This window comes from Pseudomonas sp. A125 (genome assembly GCF_055409485.1).
Window position 1 is genome coordinate 100624 of record NZ_JBUZVP010000015.1, and the last position, 18831, is coordinate 119454.

Genomic DNA, 18831 nt, shown 5'->3' on the forward strand with positions numbered 1-18831 from the left:
CTGTCGGGTGTCGTTGTGCGTCTGTTACCAGTCGAGTGGCCGGACGGTCAGGACGACGGCGTGGTCCAGGGTGGTGGCGAGGACGGTGGGCATGTCGAGGGTGCTGGCATTGGGCATGGCCCGCCGCTGGTAGAGGGCGATCAGTTGGGCCAGCGCGCCGACGTTGCGCAGCATCGCCAGCAGCCAGTAGAACTTCACCTCCGCCTCGGACAGCTGGATGCCGGTTTGTCGTTGATAGGCCTGCAGCGTCTGCCGCCGGGTCCACCATCCGGGGGCACCGCAGGGCATGCAGCACTGCTGTGCATAGACCGGGCTGTCGTTCGGCTCGCCCCAGACGACGAGCATCAGCATCAGGTCGTAGCAGGGGTCGCCGATGGTCGCCATTTCCCAATCGACGATACCCTGTACGGTCAGGCTGTCCGCATCGACCAGCACGTTGTCCAGCTTGAAGTCCAGATGCACCAGGGTGGCCGGTCGTTCGGCAGGCTGGTGGGCCACCAGCCAGTCGCGCAGTTGCTCGACCTTGCGCATCGACTCGCCCGACATGACTCGCGAGGCGCGTTTGTGCCAGCCGTGGATTTGCCGAGCGATGAAACCTTCGGCTCTGCCCAGGTCGGCGAGACCGGCCTCGGCGGGGTCGATGCGGTGCAGTTGCGCCAGGGCGTCGACGATCAGCGCGCCAAGTTTGCCGCCGATGTCGTCCACAGCGGCGAGTTGCGCTGGCAGCTCGCGGGAGATCGCTAGGCCCTGGCGGAACTCGCTGATCAGAAAAGGCACGCCGATCACCCTGGGGTCGTCGCAATACGCCAGCCCCAGCGGTATGGTCGGCAGGCATTTGCCAAGCCGCGAGAGGATCTTGTACTGGCGGGCGAAGTCGTAGGCACCGGGAGGCGCGTCGTTGTTGGGCGGGCGCCGGAACACCGCGGGCTTGCCGTCGAGCGAAACGAGATAGTTCATATTGGCGATGCCAGAGGCGAACTGGCGAATCTCTATGTCTCGGTCGAGGGTCATGCCCTGACCGGCGAGGTAGCGGGAGATGGCGTCCCAGTCCTGTATCGCCTCGCGGCTCTTGTCGATGAACATGGTTGTGCTTGCCTCGTCGTAGTCTATGAGTAAGGGCCTGTGCGGCCTTATGTGCCCGGCTTCGGCGGGATCGCTCCCGTGGCGCGCAGCTGGTCGATCTGACCGGGATCGAACCCCCAGTCGCGCAATGCCGTTTCGGTATCGGCACCAGGAGCGGAGGGGGGCTTAGGCGGTTGCGGTGAGGTACGGCTGAAACGCGGCGCCGGGGCCGGCTGGGTGACGCCATCGATGTCGATGAACATGCCGCGTGCACGGTTGTGCGGATGCCCGGGCGCTTCATCCCAGTCAAGTACCGGAGCGAAGCAGACATCAGTGCCTTCCAGCAACGCACACCATTCGGCGCGGGTCCTGGTCTTGAAGATCCCGGCGAGCCGCTCCTTGAGTTCCGGCCAGCGCCGGTGGTCGTGTTGCGCATCGAAAACCGGGTCGTCCAGCCCCAGTTTCTGGCGCAGCAGGGCATAGAACTGCGGCTCTGCCGAGGCGATCGAAATGCAGTGACCATCGGCGCAGGTGTAGGCAGCGTAAAAGTGGGCGCCGCCATCATTGACGTTGCTGCTGCGCTCGTTGCGCCACAGCCCGGCGGCCTTGAAGCCCCAATTCATGACGGCGAGCAGCGCCGAGCCTTCGGCCATGGCCGCGTCGACCACCTGGCCGTGGCCGGATCGCCCCGTTTCATGCAGGGCGCAGAGGATGCCGAAGGCCAGCAGCATGCCACCGCCACCGAAGTCGCCGATCAGGTTCATGGGCGGCAAGGGCGGTTCGTCCGGCGTGCCTATGGTATGCAGCACACCGGCCAGGGCGATGTAGTTGATGTCGTGGCCGGCAGCCTGCGCCAGCGGGCCGTCTTGGCCCCAGCCGGTCATGCGCCCGTAGACCAGTTTGGGATTGCGCGCGAGGCAGGCGTCCGGGCCCAGCCCCATGCGTTCCATCACACCGGGGCGGAAGCCTTCCAGCAGGATATCGGCTTGCGCCACCAGGTCGAGCACGGCTTCGGTAGCGCCCGGTTTTTTCAGGTTGATGGCCACCGAGCGCCGCCCGCGGGCCATGACGTCGAAACGCGGTTCGACCAGTTTCATGATCTCGCCACCGCCCGGCCGGTCGATGCGGATTACCTCCGCGCCCATATCGGCCAGCATCATGGCGCAAAACGGCGCGGCCCCCAAGCCGACGATCTCGACGACCTTCACCCCTGCCAGTGGCCCGCTCATGCTTCGCCACCCAGTTTCATAAAGCCGAACAGGTAGCCGGCGACACGGCGCATCTGGATTTCCTCGGTGCCTTCGGTGATGCGGTAACGGCGGTGGTGGCGGTAGATGTGTTCGAAAGGCTTGTGCCGGGAATAGCCCTGGCCGCCGTGAACCTGCATGGCCCGGTCGGCCGCTTCGCAACAGAGCCGGTTAGCCCAGAAGTTGAGCATGGATACCTTGTCGCCTTGCGCTGCTGCTCCGTACTTGTCCATCAGCCAGGCGGTCTTGTGGAGCAGGGCACGGACCATTTCGCACTGCGTTTGCAACTCGACGAGCGGGAACTGGATGCCCTGGTTGCTCGCCAGTGGCTTGCCGAAGGGCGCCCGTTGCTTGGCGTAGCTGATCGACTCGTTGATGCAGTATTGCGCCGCGCCAAGGCTCGCCGCAGCCTGGCGGATGCGGTTTTCGTTGAAGAAGCGCTGGGCGATCGCCAGGCCCTGGCCTTCACGGCCGACGATATCGTCGTTGTGAACCTTGACGTCGGTGAGGCTGACGGTGGCGTGATCGGTGGGCATGACGAAGGTCCACAACAGCTCCTCCACCACATGCCCCGGTGTGCCCTCGGGTTTGAGCGGCACCAGGAAGGCGGTGATGCCTGTGGCGTCGCCGGCCTTGCCGCTGGTGCGGGCGAACACCATGTTGATGTCGGCCCAATTGGCGCCCGAGTTCCAGGTTTTGCTGCCGTTGATGATCCAGTGCTCGCCTTGGCGCCGGGCGACGGTTTCCATATGGGTGGCGTCCGATCCGTGATCGGGCTCGGTGATCGCCATGGCCATCGCCGCGGAACTGTCGAGGAGCGGTGGCAGGTACTTGCGCTTTTGCGCTTCGCTGCCGAACTCAATCAGCAATTGAGCTGTGAGCACCTGCACGGAAACAATGGCGTGCTCGGTGGCGGCGTCGTTGTGCAGGCCCAGACCCTTGGTGTTCAGGTGCTCGCGAATCACCGCCATTTCCAGGTTGCTGCCATCCTGGCCGCCATAGGCCTTGGGCAAGGCGTAGCGGTAATGGCCCGCCGCGTCGGCGCGGCGCACCGCTTCGGCCAACAACGCCTTCCAGTCTTTGGCGTGCTGGCCGCCATTTTCCCAATCGGTCCGCGAGTTCTCGCGTCGGTGATCGAAAAAGCGGATGTTGTCGTTATCGTTTTCCAGCGGCTTGATTTCGCGCTCGATGAAATCATCCAGCTCGGCGAGGTAGTCGGTAAGCTTCTTTGGCAGTTCCAGATCCACGGGATAGCTCCTGCTTGATGGGGTTGGCTTCGACTGACACCAAAGGCAGGCGTCTTGGGTTGGCGTTAGATCAATTGAGGCGGCCGAACGGGTGCGTGCTCGATACACCACCATCGACCGCGATGGCCTGGCCGTTTACATAGGACGCATCCTCGCTGGCGAGGAATGCCGCCATGGCGGCGATTTCCTCGGGTTGTCCGGGTCGCTTGAGCGGATTGACCTGCCCGAGTTTGGATGCCGCGCCGCGTGCTTTGGCCGCGTCGAACAGCGCCTTGGTTCCTTCCGTCTCGATGAGTCCCGGAAGAATGGCGTTGACCCGCACGCCGCTGCCGGACAGTTCGTTGGCAGCCACTTGCGCAAGGGAGTTGATGGCGGCTTTGCTGGCGCTGTAAGCCGCGTCTCCGGCATTGGCGCGCAAGGACGCCACCGATGAGGTGAAGATGATCGACCCGGTGCCCTGCGCCCGCATATGGCGGCCGGCGTGCTTGGTGGCGAGAAAGGCACCGATGAGATTGACCCGCAGCACCTCCTGCCATTGGGCGACGGTCTGGTCGAACAGGGAGACGTTGCCGACCCAGGTTGCCGCATTGGCAAAGAAAACCTCCAGGCCGCCGAATTCGGCGATGCAGCGAGAGACCATGGCTTCGACATCGGCTTCGACTGCCGCATCCGCCGCCATCGCGAAGGCGCTGCCGCCGGCGGCACGGATCAGGTCAGCGGTTTCCTCGACCCTGGTCGCGGTGCGGCCGGTGACCAGCACCTGGGCACCTTCCTGGGCGAAGCGCAGCGCGCTGGCCCGGCCGATGCCACTGCCTGCGCCGGTGATGATTACGCGTTTGTTCTGTAACCGTTGCATAACCTTGTCCTCGTGGGCCGATAAAGACACGAACTCAGGTGCCTGCGATGGTCAGGCCGCCATCGGCCATGATCAGGGCACCGTTGATGTAGCTGCTGTCCGCCGAGGCGAGGAAGGCCACCGCCGCGGCAATTTCGCTGGCGTCGCCAAAGCGGCCGATGGGTACGTTCTGCTCTCTGGCGTGCAGGGTGGCCTGGTCGAATTTTCCCAGCGAGGCCGGTGTGCCGATCATGCCGGGCGCGATGGCGTTCACCCTGATGCCATAGGGGCCGAGATCGAGTGCCGCGGCTCGCGTCAGGCCCGCTACCGCCGCCTTGATGGCGCAGTAGGCGACGGAGTTCTTGAGCGCCAGAACGGCGGCCGCAGAGCTGAGGTTGATGACTGTCCCGGAGCCGCGTCGCTTCATCTGCGCCGTCGCGGCCTGGGTTGCCCAGATGATGCTTTTCAGGCCCACGGCGAGCATCTTCTCCAGGGTCTCTTCGTCGATCTCTTCGATTGATTGATAGCGCGCCCAGACGGCGCTGTTTACGAGCGTCGTCAGCGGCCCGCCAAGGTCGGCTTCGATGTGCTGGAATACTTCATGCACCTCGCTGCGCCGAGCGACATCGACCACATAAGCGTGAACGTCCAGGCCGTCGGCGCGCATTTCCGCGACGGACGCCTCGAGGCGCGCTGGGCTGACGTCGAGGCAGGCAACACGGGCGCCTTCGCCGGCAAGGCGTTCGGCGATGGCGCGGCCGATTCCCCGAGCCGCTCCGGTCACGACCGCGACGGTTCCCTCCAGTCCTCTCTTGTTGTTCGCCATGCGAGAGCTCCTTCAGCAATTGATGGGTGCGATTGCGTCTGTTGTCTGGTTGGCCTTGGGCATGCGATCGCTCATGCGCACGGCAAGAATGGTCAGCACAACGGAGATGGCGACAAAGCAGAGGCTGATGATCAGCATGGTGTCGTAGGAACCGGTCAGGTCGTAGGACGTCCCGAACAGCGGCGGCCCCGAGGCAAGCCCGACACAGGCCAGGGCAAACGCCGTGCCGTAGATGGCGGTGAAGTCATTCGCGCCGAACATTCTGGATATTAGCAGCGCCGGAAAAATGGTCTGGTAGGCGTAGCCAAAGGCATAGGCAACGAGCAGTGCAATGACGATGACCGATATGACCGGCTGCCCGTCTATCCGGGTAAACAGCAACAAAGCCACCGCTCCGAAGAACAGGCAGACGAGATTGGCGTTGACTGTCCCGATACGATCATTCAGCCAGCCCAGGAGTATTTTGGCGCCTATCATGCAAAGCATGCACAGGCTGATGAATGTTCCGACTTCGACCGGGCTGATGCCTTTGCTTACCAGGTGAGCTGGGGCGTGCTGCATGAATCCGGTGATGGCCGCATTCGCGAAAAACATTGCCGCACAGATGAGCCAGAACGGTATCGACCGGTAAGCTGCCCCGGCAGCGATACCGGCAGGCGTATCGAGCGGTCCGGCTGACGCGGTTTCTTCTTCGTCGGCATAGGGTTTCAGGCCCATCTCCGACGGCTGGCTGTGCAGGAAGGGTATGGTTGGAATAGTCAATGCCAGCACTGCTATCCCGAGGAACAGGTAGGCCGACTCCCAGCCGGCTGTCATGATCATGCCGGGAATGAATGTGCTGGCGATGGCGGAATACACCCCGGTAAAGGCAACAGCAATACCCATGGCCATTCCCCTGCGGTGCTCGAACCAGTTGGTGATGATGACCGACACGGACAGCAGCGAGCACCCGGGCAATGTGAGGCCGATGACGATACCGGCAACATAGAATTGCCACAGGCTGGTGAAGTATGACATGGCGATGAATGCCAGGCCTGCGCCCGCCCCGGAGATGGCGACCGTGGCCCTGATACCTATCCTGGGCAGCATCCGGCCCCAGAAAGGCATGGAAACCAGAGGCATGAGCGACATGATGCTGGTATAGAGGGTGAATGCCGCCCGCGGAACCTCCAGGGCCGTGGAGACGGGCAAGGTAAAGAAGGACAGTAGGGTTATCGTTCCCAGCGGCGCAGCCAGCAGGCAACTGCAGGCCAGCAACAACCATGCTCTGTGAACCTTTTCTTTTATCTTCATGGAAAGCCTCTATTTATTATTGGACTGCTCTCGGCGGGTGCACCGGACGTGGAGCCTGGCCGGCCTACACCGTACCGTCTTGGGAATGCGGTCGCTCAGCCGCACGGCAAGAACGGTCAGCACAGCGGAGATGGCGACAAAGCAGAGGCTGATGATCAGCATGGTGTCGTAGGAACCGGTCAGGTCGTAGGAAGTGCCGAATAAGGGTGGACCTATGGCGACACCAACACAGGCGAGGGCATAGGCGACGCCATATATGGAGGCGAAGTCCTTTGTCGCGCCGAACATCCGCGATATCAAAAGTGGTGGGAAGATGCTGTTGTAGGCGTAGCCGAAGGCATAGGCGACGAACAGCGCCACGCCGATGGTGGAGAAGACTGCCTGCCCGCTCATTCGGGTGAACAGGAACAGTGCGATGGCGCCGAAGAACAGGCAGACGAGATTGGCGTTGACCGTCCCGATACGATCGTTCAGCCAGCCCAGGGTCACCTTGGCGCCGATCAGGGAAAGCATGCACAGGCCCATGAAGGTCCCAGCCTCGACCGGGCTGATGCCCTTGCTGGTCAAATGGGCTGGAGCGTGCTGGATGAAACCGATGATGGAGGCATGCCCGAAGAACAGCGCCATGCACATGAGCCAGAACGCCGGCGAGCGGTAGACCGCCCGCGCGCATATGCCCGCTGGGGTGTCAGCCGATCCAGATGGGTCGCTGTCCTCCTTAGCACCATAGGGTTGCAGGCCGATCTTCGCCGGATGGCTGTACAGGAACGGCACCACCGGAAGCGTCAGCACCAAAATAACGGCTCCCAGCAGTCTGTAGGCTGACTCCCAGCCGGCTTCGATGATCATGCTGGGCAGGAAGGTGCTGCCAATCGCGGCATAGACTCCGGTAAAGGCCATGGCAATGCCCATGGACATTCCTCGACGATGCTCGAACCAGTTGGTGATGATCACTGATGCTGGCAGGAACGAGCAGGCCGGCAAGGTAAAACCGACGACGATGCCGGCGACATAGAATTGCCACAGACTGGTGAAATAGGACATCGCTATGTAGGAAAGGCCGGCGCCCGCACCTGAGATGGCGACCATCGCCCGGATGCCGATCCTGGGTAGCATCCTGCCCCAGAACGGCATGGACACGATGACCATCAGGGACATGATGCTGGTATAGAGGGTAAAGGCAGCCCGTGGAACCTCCAGTGCGGTGGATACCGGCAAAGTAAAAAAAGACAGCAGGGTAGTGGTACCCATGGTTGCCACCAGCAGGCAACAGAAGGCCAGCAAAAGCCAGGCGCGGTGAGTCTTCTTCATCAACATGTGAAAGCCTCTATTTATTATTGTGGCTGTTCTCGATCGAGAAGCCGGGCCTGCAGCTCGGACAACCCACGGTGAATAGGTGTGGTCGGTGGTGGGTCAGGGTGTGGTGGTCTCCGATTCGGCGGCCAGCGCGTTTGCAACCTCGATGAGCAATTGCCCCATGCGCGTCTCTCCGTCATGGGTATGCGCGCCCAATTGCATGAATATGCGCAGCAGGCGTTTGGTCGCGGGGTCGCGTATGGCGTGGGTGGCGAGCAACTGTTCTTCCAGCAGGCCCTGCCGCCAGGGCAGGTCGATGTTGCCTACCGATTCCTTTGCCAGCGCCACCGCATGGGGTGGCCATTTCGCGATACGCAACGCCAGGGCATCGACGAATCTGTTCATTTCCTCAACGGTGTCGAAGATGCGGTTGAGATAACCCCATCGTTCTGCCGTCTCGGCATCCAGATCGTCACCGCCGAGGATGACTTCGAGCGCTCGCCCGCGGCCCATGAGCCGGGGCAGATTCTGCGATCCCGACGCGCCGCCGCCGCCAGCGCGACCGGCAATTTTCACCAGGCTGGGTTTCGGATTGTCCCGAAGTCCTGCGCACATGGCTTGCAGCGGGCTCAATTCCCTCGACCGTTTGGGCAGTCCCTCGATGGGTTTCTGGATGACGACGGAGGTATCGAAATGGGCGACGAAGAAATCCGGAGCCTGGCTTTGCAGTACCAGCACCCGCACGCTGTCGTCTGTGGGGATCCGTTGGCCCAGTTCGGTCAGGTCGGCCATCATCTGTACCGACATGACGTTGCAGGGCGGGTTATCGATGGTGGCGAACAAGACGCCACGATCGAGCGTGCCGGTTATCGTATCGAAGCGGTAAGTCACCAGAACCCCCAGAAGAGCCCATATGCCAGCATGGGCTCAAGCATGTTTACGGGTGTATGAGACACTACGTGAGCTGTTCTAGGCGTCGTAGCGCGCTAGCTCCAGTTTGGCGATGGCGTTGCGATGCACTTCGTCCGGCCCGTCGGTGAAACGAATCGCGCGTTGCAGGGCGTACATTTCGGCCAGCGGCGTGTCATCGCACAGGCCGGTAGCGCCAAACATCTGGATGGCCCAGTCGACGATCCGGCTGGAGACGTTGGGCGCCAGCACCTTGATCATGGCGATTTCGCCGCGCGCCTGCTTGTTGCCTACGGTGTCCATCAGGTAGGCGGTCTTGAGCACCAGCAGGCGGGCCTGTTCGATCATGATGCGGGCCTCGGCGATACGCTCGCGCCAGACGCCTTGTTCGGATAGGGGGCGACCGAACGCCACTCGGCTCTTGGCTCGCCGCACCAGGAGTTCCAGAGCGCGCTCGGCGACTCCGATGCAGCGCATGCAGTGATGGATGCGCCCTGGCCCCAGGCGGCCCTGGGCGATCTCGAAGCCGCGGCCTTCGCCGAGGAGCAGATTGTCGACTGACACCCTGACGTTGACCAACTCGACGGCCATGTGGCCCGAGGGGGCGTGGTCGAACCCGAGTACGCGCAGTGGGCGTACCACCGTTACGCCGGGGGCATCTGCTGGGACCAGTATCATCGATTGCTGCAGATGACGGGCGGCCGCCGGATCGGTCTTGCCCATGATGATGAATATCTTTGTGCGTGGATCGCCAGCACCGGAAATCCAGGATTTACTGCCGTTGATAACATAGTGGTCGCCTTCACGCTCGATTCGGGTCTGCACGTTGGTGGCATCCGAGCTGGCCACATCCGGTTCGGTCATGACGAAGCTGGAACGGATTTCACCGCGTAACAGCGGATCGAGCCAGGTGTCCTTCTGGGCTTCGGTACCGTAGAGTTCCAGGGTTTCCATATTGCCGGTGTCCGGCGCTGAACAATTGAATACCTCGGGGGCCCAATGCACTTTCCCCATGATTTCGCAAAGAGGGGCATAGTCCAGATTGGATAGACCTTCCGGCGCTCGCGCGGAGTGAGGCAGGAACAGGTTCCACAAGCCCGCCGCTTTTGCCTTGGTCTTGAGTTCCTCTATTACGCCGGTCGCTAGCCAGGCGTTGCCAGCATGACGATTGGATTCCACTTCTTCGGTAAAACGGTGCTCGTTGGGGTAGATGTGTTCGTCGAAAAAACGTAGCAGTCGCTGTTGTAGCTCTTTTGACTTGGGGCTGAAATCGAAGTTCATGGTGAGTCTCTCGCTGTGATTTGCATTGCGCAGGGCATGGCTAAGGCTACGGCGTCATGACCATCTTTAGCGCACCATCGGTGCGCGCATCGAACATCCGATAGGCTTCTTCGCCTTGGTTCAAGGGGAAAGAGTGGGTGACGAAACGTTCAGGGTGCAATCTGCCTTGCTGAATGAGCTGGATCAGTAATTCCCAGTGCTCTTGCACCGAACACACTCCAGCGCGAAAAGTGAGATTGCGGATCAATAGCTCGCGGATGGGAAAGTCTTTGCTAGTAGCGGTGCCGGCACCGACCACTGAAATAGTTCCCTGCTTCGCGACTAGCCCTATGGCGAGCTGAATCGTCGCATCAAGACCGACGGCTTCCACGGCGCAATGCGCCATGCGACCACTAGTGGCGTCGTGGATTTCGGTGAGGGCGGTGGTGGGTTCCAGTGGAGTTGCGCCCAGGCTCGCCGCGATCTGACGCCGCTCTGCCAACAGATCAACCGCAAAGACACGGCTTGCACCGAGTGCGAAGGCGCTTTCCACTGCCATCAGGCCGATCGGGCCGAGACCGACGACCGCCACTGTATCCCCCGGACGAATCCCGGCATTTATGCATCCGAACCAGGCGGTGGGGAGGTTGTCAGTCAGCATGATGGCTTGCTCGATGCTGATTCCCTCTGGAATCAGGCTTACATTGAAGTCGGCAGCCGGAACCCGAATGGCCTCGGCCTGACAGCCAGCCAGTTCGCGCCCGATGCCGTAGATGCGCATCGCTGCAGTCGTGCATGCCTGGACATTGCCCATCAGGCAGTTCCGGCAGGCGCCACATCCCACCGAGGCGGAGAGCATGACCCGGTCACCCGGTCTGAAGCGGCGCACTGCCTTGCCGACCTCCATGACTTCGCCGATGGCTTCGTGGCCGACACTGAAGCAGGGAGTTTTGGTGCCGGGAAAGGGAAGGCCGTGGTAGATATGCAGATCGCTGCCGCATATTCCGCATGCTTCCATGCGCAACACGATATCGCCATCATCTTCCAGCTTGGCATCCGCCACCGTCTCGTAGCGGATAGTTTGCGGACCCCGGTAGCAGAGCGCTTTCATCGATCGTCCTCGTCAAAGGTGTAGCGAATTTCGGTTTTTCTGGGGGGCAAGATGCCTAACGTCTCTCCAGCCAATTCTGGGCGCGTTCGAACAAGCGGAGCGTGGCGGCATGCAGCGACAGGCCGACATCCATTGACGCCTTGCCGGCGCAGGCGCGGGCATAGCTGCCTTCCAGCAATATGCCGAGCTTGTAACAGGCCAGTACCGTGTACCAGCGCAGGTCCGACAGATCCCGTTGGCTGGTTTGCGCGTAACGGTCGATCAGTTCGTCGGCCCGAACAAAATGATCCCAGGGCGACGCTTCAAGCTTGGGTACGATGCCGGAGCCATCCTCGTCGGGCCAGGTGGCGATCAGCCAGCCAAGATCGATCAGTGGGTCGCCTATGGTGGCCAGTTCCCAGTCGACTATTGCCGCCAGCTCTGGACGGTCATGCTGGAACATTACGTTGGCCAGGTGATAGTCGCCGTGCACGATGCCCGGTTGGAAACGGGCCGGTTTGCTGGCTTCCAGCCAAGCACCTACAGACTCGATGCCCGGAATGCTTGCCGGTCCGGGCCAGCCCGGATATTCGCGATAGCCTTCGAGCTGGGATAACCAGCGACCTACCTGGCGTTCAAGGTATCCCTCGATTCTGCCGAAATCGGCAAGGCCTACTGCCACGTAGTCGACGGTACCGAGTTCGGCGATGGCTTCCGCCATGGCCATCCCGATCCGCTGTTGGTAACCGGTATGTTCGACGAAGAGCGCAGGCAACGGCCCCGTGGGGGTAAAACCCTCCACCGGCTCCATCAAGTAAAAGCCGGCACCGAGTACCGCTTTGTCGTCGCAACTGGCGATCAAGCGCGCATGGGGAACCTGAGTATCGGCTAGGGCACCCAGCACCTTGGCTTCGCGCTGCATTGTTGCCGTACCATCCATTCGCGGATGCTGCGGAGGGCGTCGCAGAACGAATTGCCGATCGCCCCGCCGAAAGCGCAGCAACAGATTCTGGGTGCCGCCGGTTAGGGGACTGGCATTTTCAATCGGCCCTTGCTCCAGGCCTCGACTATCCATCCACGTGGCAAGCCGACCAACATCCACGAGTTTTCGCCAGGCTTCGTTCATCATCTCAATCTCCCGGATCAGCGCAAGGTTAGACCGCCGTCGACCGGAATGGTCTGGCCGATCACATACGAGGCGAGGGGGGAGGCGAGGAATAAAGCGACTCCGGCGACTTCCTCCGTCCTACCGAGGCGACCCAAGGGGATTTGCGAGCACATCGTTGCGATGCGCTTCGGGTGGTCAGTAGTGGCCTTGGTCATCTTGGTGGGCACCATGCCGGGGGCGATGCCATTGACTCGGATGTTGTCCGGTGCCCAGGCATCGGCCAGGTTGCGCGTCAAGCCCATGGCGCCTGTCTTGGAGGCACCGTAGGCTGGGTTCCCGCGAGTGGAGTGGAAGGCGGACGAAGAACTAATGACAATGACCGATCCGGCACTCGCCTTGAGCATGTCGTGAAAGAGTGCGCAACAATCCATCAGGCTGTTCAAGTTCACGTCTATCACTTTACGGAAGTTCTCGGGCTGGAACTCGGCCCTGTCATAGAGAACGATACCCTGGCTAAGCACCAGCACGTCGAGGCGCTCGAAATCTGGGCTGTAGTTCTGGATCACACGGGGGGCAGACACATCTACCTGCGTATAGTGCAGACCGGCTAGATCCGAATCCGGAGAGTCTGTGTAGGCGTCGGTATTGGCCCGGGTGCCCCACACATGGACGTTTGCCCCTTTTGCCCGGAACGCCTGGGCGATGGCGTTTCCGATACCGCTCGACCCCCCTACAACCAGCACCGTCTTCCCGGAAAAGTCGAGTTCCTGTGTCATCTAAAAGATCTTCCAAATTGCGTCAGTCTGTTAGCCATGATTCAGAGGTGGATCGCCCAAGAGTCATGCTGTTTGGTTGTTCAGCGGTGTCTAGTCTGGACAGAAAAGGGAAGGGGGGCATCGTCGTATCAGACAGTTTCTTTTACCGGTATCTGTGGGACTATCCAGAAGAAGATAAAGGTTTCTCTGTCTTGAAATGGTTGTTGCCGATTTCTCTGCCTAGGGCCGCCTTGTGCTTCCTAAGTGATTTTCGGCATGCTTGTCTTGCTTGCTCCGTTAATGGCTCGAATACCCTTAATCCGGCGTATCACGCTTGGGTGCCTGACGAGAACGACGGTTATTCAGAATAATAGAAGGGAGAAAACGTATGCCGAGCAATCCATCGATCGATTCAGTCGGCTTGCAGGTGCAATTGCCCAATTATGTCCGGCGAGCCAAACTTGCCGCGCCAGCGGCGGCATCTCGATCTGTCGTGAGGAAAGATATTGCCGAGTTCGTGAAGCGATCCGCCGATGCCAAGCTGATTTTGTTCCGTGCGCCCGCTGGTTTCGGCAAGACCACTGCAATGCGCCAATACCTTGATCACCTTCAGGTCGATGGCCGGCGGGTAGCCTGGTTGACACTTGATCCCGGCGACGACGACTTTCGCCGTTTCCTGACCTACCTTATTGATGCTTTCAACCTGGTATTGAGGCCGGAGGGGTTCGATGAGGAGTACTGGACCTCTGCTGGAGTAACGCCCGGCATCGATCAGTTAGCGCTGAAGTTGGTGGATAGTGTGGCCGATTGTGAACATCCATTCACGCTTTTCATCGACGAGTTCGAGTCGGTTTCCAACCGGTCTATCGATGATCTGCTAAGAGTGATTATCAGTCACTTACCAGCCGGGGGACAACTGGCAATCGCTTCTCGCGAGACGCCCAACCTTCAACTTGGCCGCCTTCGTGCTCAAGGGCAACTGGTGGAAGTGGATCAAATGTGGCTTCGCTTTTCCCGCGTGGAAACCGAATTCTTCTTGCGGACGCAAAGAGGGTTGAAACTCTCCGAAGCGGGCATTTCCAAACTGTACGGAGATACAGAAGGTTGGCCAGCGGCACTCTGGTTGGTCTCCATGGCGCTGGAAATTCGGAAAGACCCGGAAGCCTTTATTTCCACGTTCTCGGGCTCGAATTCGGCCATGGCTGAATACCTTGTCGAGGCTGTTCTCTCGAATCAACCGGAAGACGTACAGAATTTTCTACTCAAGAGCAGCATCCTCGGCGAACTCAGCAAGTCCCTGTGCGATGCTGTTTGCTGCCGAAATGACAGCGACGCAGTGTTAAAGCGCTTGGAACACTCCAATGTCTGCGTCACGACCTTGGATGGTGGCGAGAGGAATCTCTATCGCTACCATGGTCTTTTTGCCGCATTCCTGCGAGGTCAGCTTGAGCGACTTTATCCCCAGAAGATCCCTGGCCTTCATTTGACCGCCGCCAAGTGGTATGAAGCTGAGGGGCGGCCTATTCCGGCAATTGAACATGCTTTGGCTTCGGGCGTGACCGAATATGCTTTGTCTCTTATTGCCTCCCGTAGCAACAGTCTGCTTTTTGACGGACGCTTTCGACTGTTGGCGCGTTGGCTCGATGCTTTGCCCAGTGAGGCGCTTCGACTTAAGCCGCGATTGCGACTTGCTCATATATGGGCACTAACCTTTACTCGGCGAGGTACTGAGGCGCTGCGACGCCTGGAGGAGCTCAACAGTGATAAGGTGGGGTTTGCGGACAACGATGAGGTGTCCAACGAAATCGACGCTCTGAGACCATACATTCTTGCGATTCTCGATCGTCATGAGGAAGGTTTTTGGCTGGCGGAGGAGGCTATCCATACCGTAGTCCAGCGGGACAGCTTTTGCTATGCCATTCTCTCCACGACGTTGGCAACCTGGCGGGTTGCGGCCAACCGTTATTCTGACGCGATTGAGTTACTCACCCATTCGAATCCTGGGGGGGAGAGTCAATGTACAACTTTCCCTACCGTTTATACGATGTGTCTGCAAGGGCTTGTGAGCCTGGCACAAGGGCGTGTTAGAGAAGCTATTGCACATTTCCGTGTGGCGCTAGGCGAGGCTGAAGTCGCTTTTGGCAGTCGTAGCGTCGGCCGATCGATTGCGGCGGTATATCTTGCCGAGGCCTTGTACAATATTGATGAGTTGGAAGAAGCTGAGCAGTTACTGGCGCTTTATTTTCCTATAGTGAGGGAGTACGTTCTGCCAGATCAACTGATTATCAGCCATGTCATCTACGCACGCATTGCACATGATCGCGGCGATCTCGATCACTGTTATCACAACTTGAGCGAACTGGAATACTTTGGCCGGCAGAACAACTTGCCGCGCGTAATTGCTTCCGCCCAACTGGAAAGAGCCAGAATGGCCATGTTGAGAGGAGACCTTATGGAGGCGAAGAATCAATGCGAACGAGCTGAACACCCAGCTGCGTGGGCGAGTTTGCGCGGAATGATCATGCCGGCCAACGATCTGGAAACCACAGAACTCTGTCGTTTTCGCCTGTTCGTGCATGGTTATGGAGATGTTGAGATCATCGATTTGATCAAGGCTGAAATCCGATCTGCCCAAAACAAATCTCGTAACCGCCGTGTCTTGAAACTCAAAATTTTACTCGCCAAGGCGTTGCATATGTCTGGCCAATTGAGGCTGGCCATGCGGTTGATTCAGGAGTGTGCGGAGACTGCTTGCCACGAAGGGTTGATTCGTATCTTTCTGGAAGAAGGAACCCCTACTATCGAGCTCATACGTGAACTGCGGTTGGCCAGGCAGGTGGAAGGCAAGGATCAAGGGGACGAACTGACCTTATTCATTGATCGCGTTTTGTTGCGGGCGGGATGCAGCCTGGACCTGGAAAACTCCGAAGGAGAAATTTTGGACGCGACGGTTTCACTTTCCGCGCGTGAATTGAATATTCTCGAATTCGTGTCCTTTGGTTTGTCAAATAATGCCATTGCTGAAAAGCTCTTCGTCACGGAGAGCACGGTCAGATCGCATCTTCGCAAGATAAATGCCAAGCTTGGTGCGGGCAACCGTACACAGGCGGTGAATATGGCCAGACGCCTGGGTTGGATCCGTTGATCTCATTGTCGGTAGTGCCGTTCGGTTAAGTCTGTAATCGGCGATTTTTAACTTCCGCCGATGCAGCACAGACGAGTGAAAAACGCGGCTTCCATACAAGAGATAGGAGGCGTTTTTCTTAACTGGCAGGCGTTAGCTTTTATCCGCGCACCAGCGGGGCAGCGCAAGCGATGACGGGACAAATCAATGCCCTTAACTCTGGCCGGTGTTGCCGGTACTGAAGTTTTGTTCCTCGCTATAGATTCCGCCAAAGGGAAACAGACCGGGTCCCCATGCCAGCAGGCCGCCATCGATAAGCAGGGTTGTTCCTGTGCAGAAGCGCGATTCGTCGCTGGCCAGAAATAAAGCGGCATTGGCGATGTCGTCGGGCAGACCGACTGCGGGCCACGGTAGACGGCCTTTCATGAAAGCATGCATCTCCTGCTCGTTTTTCGCGCCACGAATCAGTGGCGTGTAGATTCCGCCGGGCGCGATGTTGTTGACGCGGATGTGGGCGTGTGCAAGTTCGACGGCAGCGCTCTGGGTCAGGTTTATAACGCCCGCTTTCGCTGCCGAATAGGCTGCTGGTCCGCTGCCGGCATTGAGCCCTGCAGTGGATGAAGTGTTGATGATCGAGCCGCCACATCCCTGCTGTCTCATCGCATTACCGCCGTGCTTGATGCCAAGAAAGACCGAACGCAAAAGTAATGCGTTGGTCCGATCCCAATCCTCGACCGAAGTTTGAGTGATTGGACCCATGGCACCGCCGACACCGGCGTTGTTGAAGAGGCAATCGAGACGGCCAAAATCGCTTAGAGTTAAGGCAATCACTGCTTCGATGTCTTCTTCGTTAGAGGCATCAGTGCGCAGGAAACGTATCGACGCGGAATGACCTTTTTGTGCAGCCAAAGCCAATGTCTCATTGGCTGTGCCGGTGTTGAGGTCGGCGATAACGACCTTTGCCCCCTGATCGAGAAAGACTAATGCCGACGCACGCCCTATACCGCTCGCGCCGCCAGTGATAATTGCGACCTTGCCCTCCAGGCGACGCCGCGCGCCTACTGCTGCTTCGATGTTGGTATCCATATTGGCATTCCTTGAATTGAAGGTTGTTTAATTGGCCAACTGTGTGGGGATGTTGTCACTTTGACGCACGATGCAATTCTTGGAGTCGACGTAGACCAAACGGGGTTTCCAGTCGGCAAGAGCGCTTTGTGCACACGCACCAAAGCTGGCTATGATGAGCAGATCGCCTGGAGCCGCCTTACGTGCCGCGGCGCCGTTGACTGAAATGATGCCGGATCCGAACTCCGCCTTGATGGCATATGTCGTAAAACGCTCGCCATTGTTGATATTGTAAATATCTATCTGTTCGTATTCACAGATGTCGGCAGCGATCAATAGGTTTTCATCAATAGCGCAGGAGCCCTCATAGTTCAGTTCGGCATGCGTTGTCGTCACTCGGTGTAGCTTTCCTCGAAGCAATGTTCTAGTCATGTCCCCCCCTTGTTTTTGAGAGCGCTTTAAATGATGCTTGCGGCGGCAAAACCAGCCAACTCAGCCGACGAGAAGCCTGCCTCGAGCAAAACCTCCTGTGTGTGCTGTCCGACACTTTCTGGCAGATGGCCCGCGTTGCCGGGGGTGCGACTGAACCGTGGTGCTGGTGCAGGCTGCGGTATGCCGTCAATGTGGATGAAGGTATTGCGTGCTTGGTGATGTGGGTGCTCCAAGGCCTGATCGAAGTCCAGAACGGGGGCAAAGCAGGCGTCCGTCCCTTCCAGCAGAGCGCGCCATTCGTCCTGGCTTCGGAGAAGGAATACTTTGCGAAGTTTTTCCCGCAGTTCTGACCAGGCCCGCTTGTTCCATTGATCGGCAAACGCCGGATCATCCACTCCGCACAGATCGAGAAGAAGACGATAAAACTGCGGTTCGATTGAGCCGATGGCTATATGACGGCCATCGGAGCATTCATAACAACCGTAGAACGGCGCCCCTCCGTCCAGAAGGTTGTCAACACGCTGCTCGCTCCATTGCTCCTTGGAACGCATGCCGTAGTACATGCTTGCAAGACTGGCGGTACCGTCTGAGATAGCGGCATCGATCACTTGTCCCTGGCCCGAGTTCTTCGCTTCAAGCAGTGCGCAGACGATACCAAATGCGAGCATCATGCCGCCGCCCCCCATATCTCCGACTAGATGCAAGGGAGGGGTGGGAGGACGGTCAGCATAACCCATGGCGCCGAGGACGCCGCTGATTGCGATGTAGTTGATGTCGTGTCCAGCGGTATGGGATAGAGGGCCGTGTTGGCCCCAGCCCGTCATGCGCCCATAGATGAGGCGCGGGTTATGTGCCAGGCATATGTCCGGCCCCAACCCGAGGCGCTCCATTACGCCGGGGCGAAAACCCTCGATCAGGACATCGGCAGTGCCTATCAGGCGTAGCACCAAGTCAGAGGCGCCGTCTTGTTTCATATCCAAAGCGACGGACCGACGTCCTCTGTCGGTAACGGTTCTTTTCATTCGGTCGAAGTCGCTTTGGGTGGTCGAGGGCTTGCGTTCGATACAAATAACCTCGGCGCCCATATCCGCTAGCATCATGCCGCAAAAAGGTCCAGGGCCCAGTCCTGCCATCTCGATGACGCGAATTCCGTGTAGGGGTCCAGCCATGTGTGCTTGCCTCGATTACTTGATAATTGCCTTTGTATGATGGCTACCAAACCGCAGCATCGGCGGATGCGACGATTTTTTGAGACGGCTGTCGGCCGTCGAAACTGGCTTCG

General features: G+C 59.3%; 16 protein-coding genes. 1 reads left to right on the top strand and 15 read right to left on the bottom strand.

The window, feature by feature from the left end:
• Positions 1-24: 24 nt before the first annotated feature.
• The 12 genes from ACZRN6_RS20630 to ACZRN6_RS20685 all read right to left on the bottom strand — a co-directional run bounded on the left by ACZRN6_RS20630 (position 25) and on the right by ACZRN6_RS20685 (position 12949).
• Positions 25-1083, bottom strand: a complete 1059-nt coding sequence (locus ACZRN6_RS20630) for a phosphotransferase family protein (RefSeq protein WP_464008709.1) — start codon at positions 1081-1083, stop codon at positions 25-27.
• A 47-nt stretch (positions 1084-1130) separates the two neighbouring features.
• Complete coding sequence (locus ACZRN6_RS20635; protein WP_464008710.1) at positions 1131-2291, bottom strand: CaiB/BaiF CoA transferase family protein; 1161 nt, start codon at positions 2289-2291, stop codon at positions 1131-1133.
• The gene (locus ACZRN6_RS20640) at positions 2288-3556 is read right to left on the bottom strand and encodes an acyl-CoA dehydrogenase family protein (protein WP_464008711.1); all 1269 of its coding nucleotides are present in this window, start codon (positions 3554-3556) and stop codon (positions 2288-2290) included. Before ACZRN6_RS20640 ends, ACZRN6_RS20635 begins: the two co-directional genes overlap by 4 nt.
• 70 nt (positions 3557-3626) lie before the next feature.
• Positions 3627-4412, bottom strand: a complete 786-nt coding sequence (locus ACZRN6_RS20645; protein WP_464008712.1) for an SDR family NAD(P)-dependent oxidoreductase — start codon at positions 4410-4412, stop codon at positions 3627-3629.
• A 34-nt stretch (positions 4413-4446) separates the two neighbouring features.
• The gene (locus tag ACZRN6_RS20650) at positions 4447-5217 is read right to left on the bottom strand and encodes an SDR family NAD(P)-dependent oxidoreductase (protein WP_464008713.1); all 771 of its coding nucleotides are present in this window, start codon (positions 5215-5217) and stop codon (positions 4447-4449) included.
• A gap of 12 nt (positions 5218-5229) precedes the next feature.
• Positions 5230-6510, bottom strand: a complete 1281-nt coding sequence (locus ACZRN6_RS20655; RefSeq protein WP_464008714.1) for an MFS transporter — start codon at positions 6508-6510, stop codon at positions 5230-5232.
• Positions 6511-6519: 9 nt separating this feature from the next.
• Entirely contained in the window at positions 6520-7827 is a 1308-nt protein-coding gene (locus tag ACZRN6_RS20660) for an MFS transporter (protein WP_464008715.1), read from the bottom strand.
• Between the two features lie 96 nt (positions 7828-7923).
• Positions 7924-8697 (bottom strand): enoyl-CoA hydratase/isomerase family protein, encoded by a 774-nt coding sequence (locus ACZRN6_RS20665; protein ID WP_464008716.1) that lies wholly within the window; start codon positions 8695-8697, stop codon positions 7924-7926.
• A gap of 78 nt (positions 8698-8775) precedes the next feature.
• Positions 8776-9996, bottom strand: a complete 1221-nt coding sequence (locus ACZRN6_RS20670) for an acyl-CoA dehydrogenase family protein (protein ID WP_464008717.1) — start codon at positions 9994-9996, stop codon at positions 8776-8778.
• A gap of 46 nt (positions 9997-10042) precedes the next feature.
• Positions 10043-11086 carry an alcohol dehydrogenase catalytic domain-containing protein gene (locus ACZRN6_RS20675; RefSeq protein ID WP_464008718.1) on the bottom strand — a complete coding sequence of 348 codons (1044 nt, stop codon included), beginning with the start codon at positions 11084-11086 and terminating at the stop codon, positions 10043-10045.
• Positions 11087-11141: 55 nt separating this feature from the next.
• Positions 11142-12194: a phosphotransferase family protein gene (locus ACZRN6_RS20680; protein WP_464008719.1), complete on the bottom strand. Its 1053-nt coding sequence runs from the start codon at positions 12192-12194 to the stop codon at positions 11142-11144.
• Between the two features lie 14 nt (positions 12195-12208).
• Complete coding sequence (locus ACZRN6_RS20685; protein WP_464008720.1) at positions 12209-12949, bottom strand: SDR family NAD(P)-dependent oxidoreductase; 741 nt, start codon at positions 12947-12949, stop codon at positions 12209-12211.
• A gap of 367 nt (positions 12950-13316) precedes the next feature.
• On the opposite strand from ACZRN6_RS20685, the gene ACZRN6_RS20690 reads away from it, so the two are divergent.
• On the top strand, positions 13317-16073 hold the full coding sequence (locus ACZRN6_RS20690; protein WP_464008721.1) for a LuxR C-terminal-related transcriptional regulator: 2757 nt from the start codon (positions 13317-13319) through the stop codon (positions 16071-16073).
• Positions 16074-16265: 192 nt separating this feature from the next.
• On the opposite strand, the gene ACZRN6_RS20695 is transcribed toward ACZRN6_RS20690, so the two are convergent.
• From ACZRN6_RS20695 to ACZRN6_RS20705, 3 genes are read right to left on the bottom strand one after another with little or no spacing between them, the layout of a single operon-like run.
• Positions 16266-17138, bottom strand: coding sequence for an SDR family NAD(P)-dependent oxidoreductase (locus ACZRN6_RS20695; protein ID WP_464008722.1), 873 nt, complete (start codon positions 17136-17138; stop codon positions 16266-16268).
• 27 nt (positions 17139-17165) lie between these two features.
• Complete coding sequence (gene panD, locus ACZRN6_RS20700; RefSeq protein ID WP_464008723.1) at positions 17166-17549, bottom strand: aspartate 1-decarboxylase; 384 nt, start codon at positions 17547-17549, stop codon at positions 17166-17168.
• Positions 17550-17575: 26 nt separating this feature from the next.
• Positions 17576-18718, bottom strand: a complete 1143-nt coding sequence (locus ACZRN6_RS20705; protein WP_464008724.1) for a CaiB/BaiF CoA transferase family protein — start codon at positions 18716-18718, stop codon at positions 17576-17578.
• Positions 18719-18831 lie beyond the last annotated feature (113 nt).

What these genes read in the sequence shown, in the direction of transcription:
- ACZRN6_RS20670 (WP_464008717.1), bottom strand. Translation starts at nt 9,996, where the DNA reads ATGAACTTCGATTTCAGCCCCAAGTCAAAAGAGCTACAACAGCGACTG.
- ACZRN6_RS20680 (WP_464008719.1), bottom strand. Translation starts at nt 12,194, where the DNA reads ATGATGAACGAAGCCTGGCGAAAACTCGTGGATGTTGGTCGGCTTGCC.
- ACZRN6_RS20675 (WP_464008718.1), bottom strand. Translation starts at nt 11,086, where the DNA reads ATGAAAGCGCTCTGCTACCGGGGTCCGCAAACTATCCGCTACGAGACG.
- ACZRN6_RS20630 (WP_464008709.1), bottom strand. Translation starts at nt 1,083, where the DNA reads ATGTTCATCGACAAGAGCCGCGAGGCGATACAGGACTGGGACGCCATC.
- ACZRN6_RS20695 (WP_464008722.1), bottom strand. Translation starts at nt 17,138, where the DNA reads ATGGATACCAACATCGAAGCAGCAGTAGGCGCGCGGCGTCGCCTGGAG.
- ACZRN6_RS20655 (WP_464008714.1), bottom strand. Translation starts at nt 6,510, where the DNA reads ATGAAGATAAAAGAAAAGGTTCACAGAGCATGGTTGTTGCTGGCCTGC.
- panD (WP_464008723.1), bottom strand. Translation starts at nt 17,549, where the DNA reads ATGACTAGAACATTGCTTCGAGGAAAGCTACACCGAGTGACGACAACG.
- ACZRN6_RS20645 (WP_464008712.1), bottom strand. Translation starts at nt 4,412, where the DNA reads ATGCAACGGTTACAGAACAAACGCGTAATCATCACCGGCGCAGGCAGT.
- ACZRN6_RS20690 (WP_464008721.1), top strand. Translation starts at nt 13,317, where the DNA reads ATGCCGAGCAATCCATCGATCGATTCAGTCGGCTTGCAGGTGCAATTG.
- ACZRN6_RS20685 (WP_464008720.1), bottom strand. Translation starts at nt 12,949, where the DNA reads ATGACACAGGAACTCGACTTTTCCGGGAAGACGGTGCTGGTTGTAGGG.
- ACZRN6_RS20660 (WP_464008715.1), bottom strand. Translation starts at nt 7,827, where the DNA reads ATGTTGATGAAGAAGACTCACCGCGCCTGGCTTTTGCTGGCCTTCTGT.
- ACZRN6_RS20635 (WP_464008710.1), bottom strand. Translation starts at nt 2,291, where the DNA reads ATGAGCGGGCCACTGGCAGGGGTGAAGGTCGTCGAGATCGTCGGCTTG.
- ACZRN6_RS20650 (WP_464008713.1), bottom strand. Translation starts at nt 5,217, where the DNA reads ATGGCGAACAACAAGAGAGGACTGGAGGGAACCGTCGCGGTCGTGACC.
- ACZRN6_RS20705 (WP_464008724.1), bottom strand. Translation starts at nt 18,718, where the DNA reads ATGGCTGGACCCCTACACGGAATTCGCGTCATCGAGATGGCAGGACTG.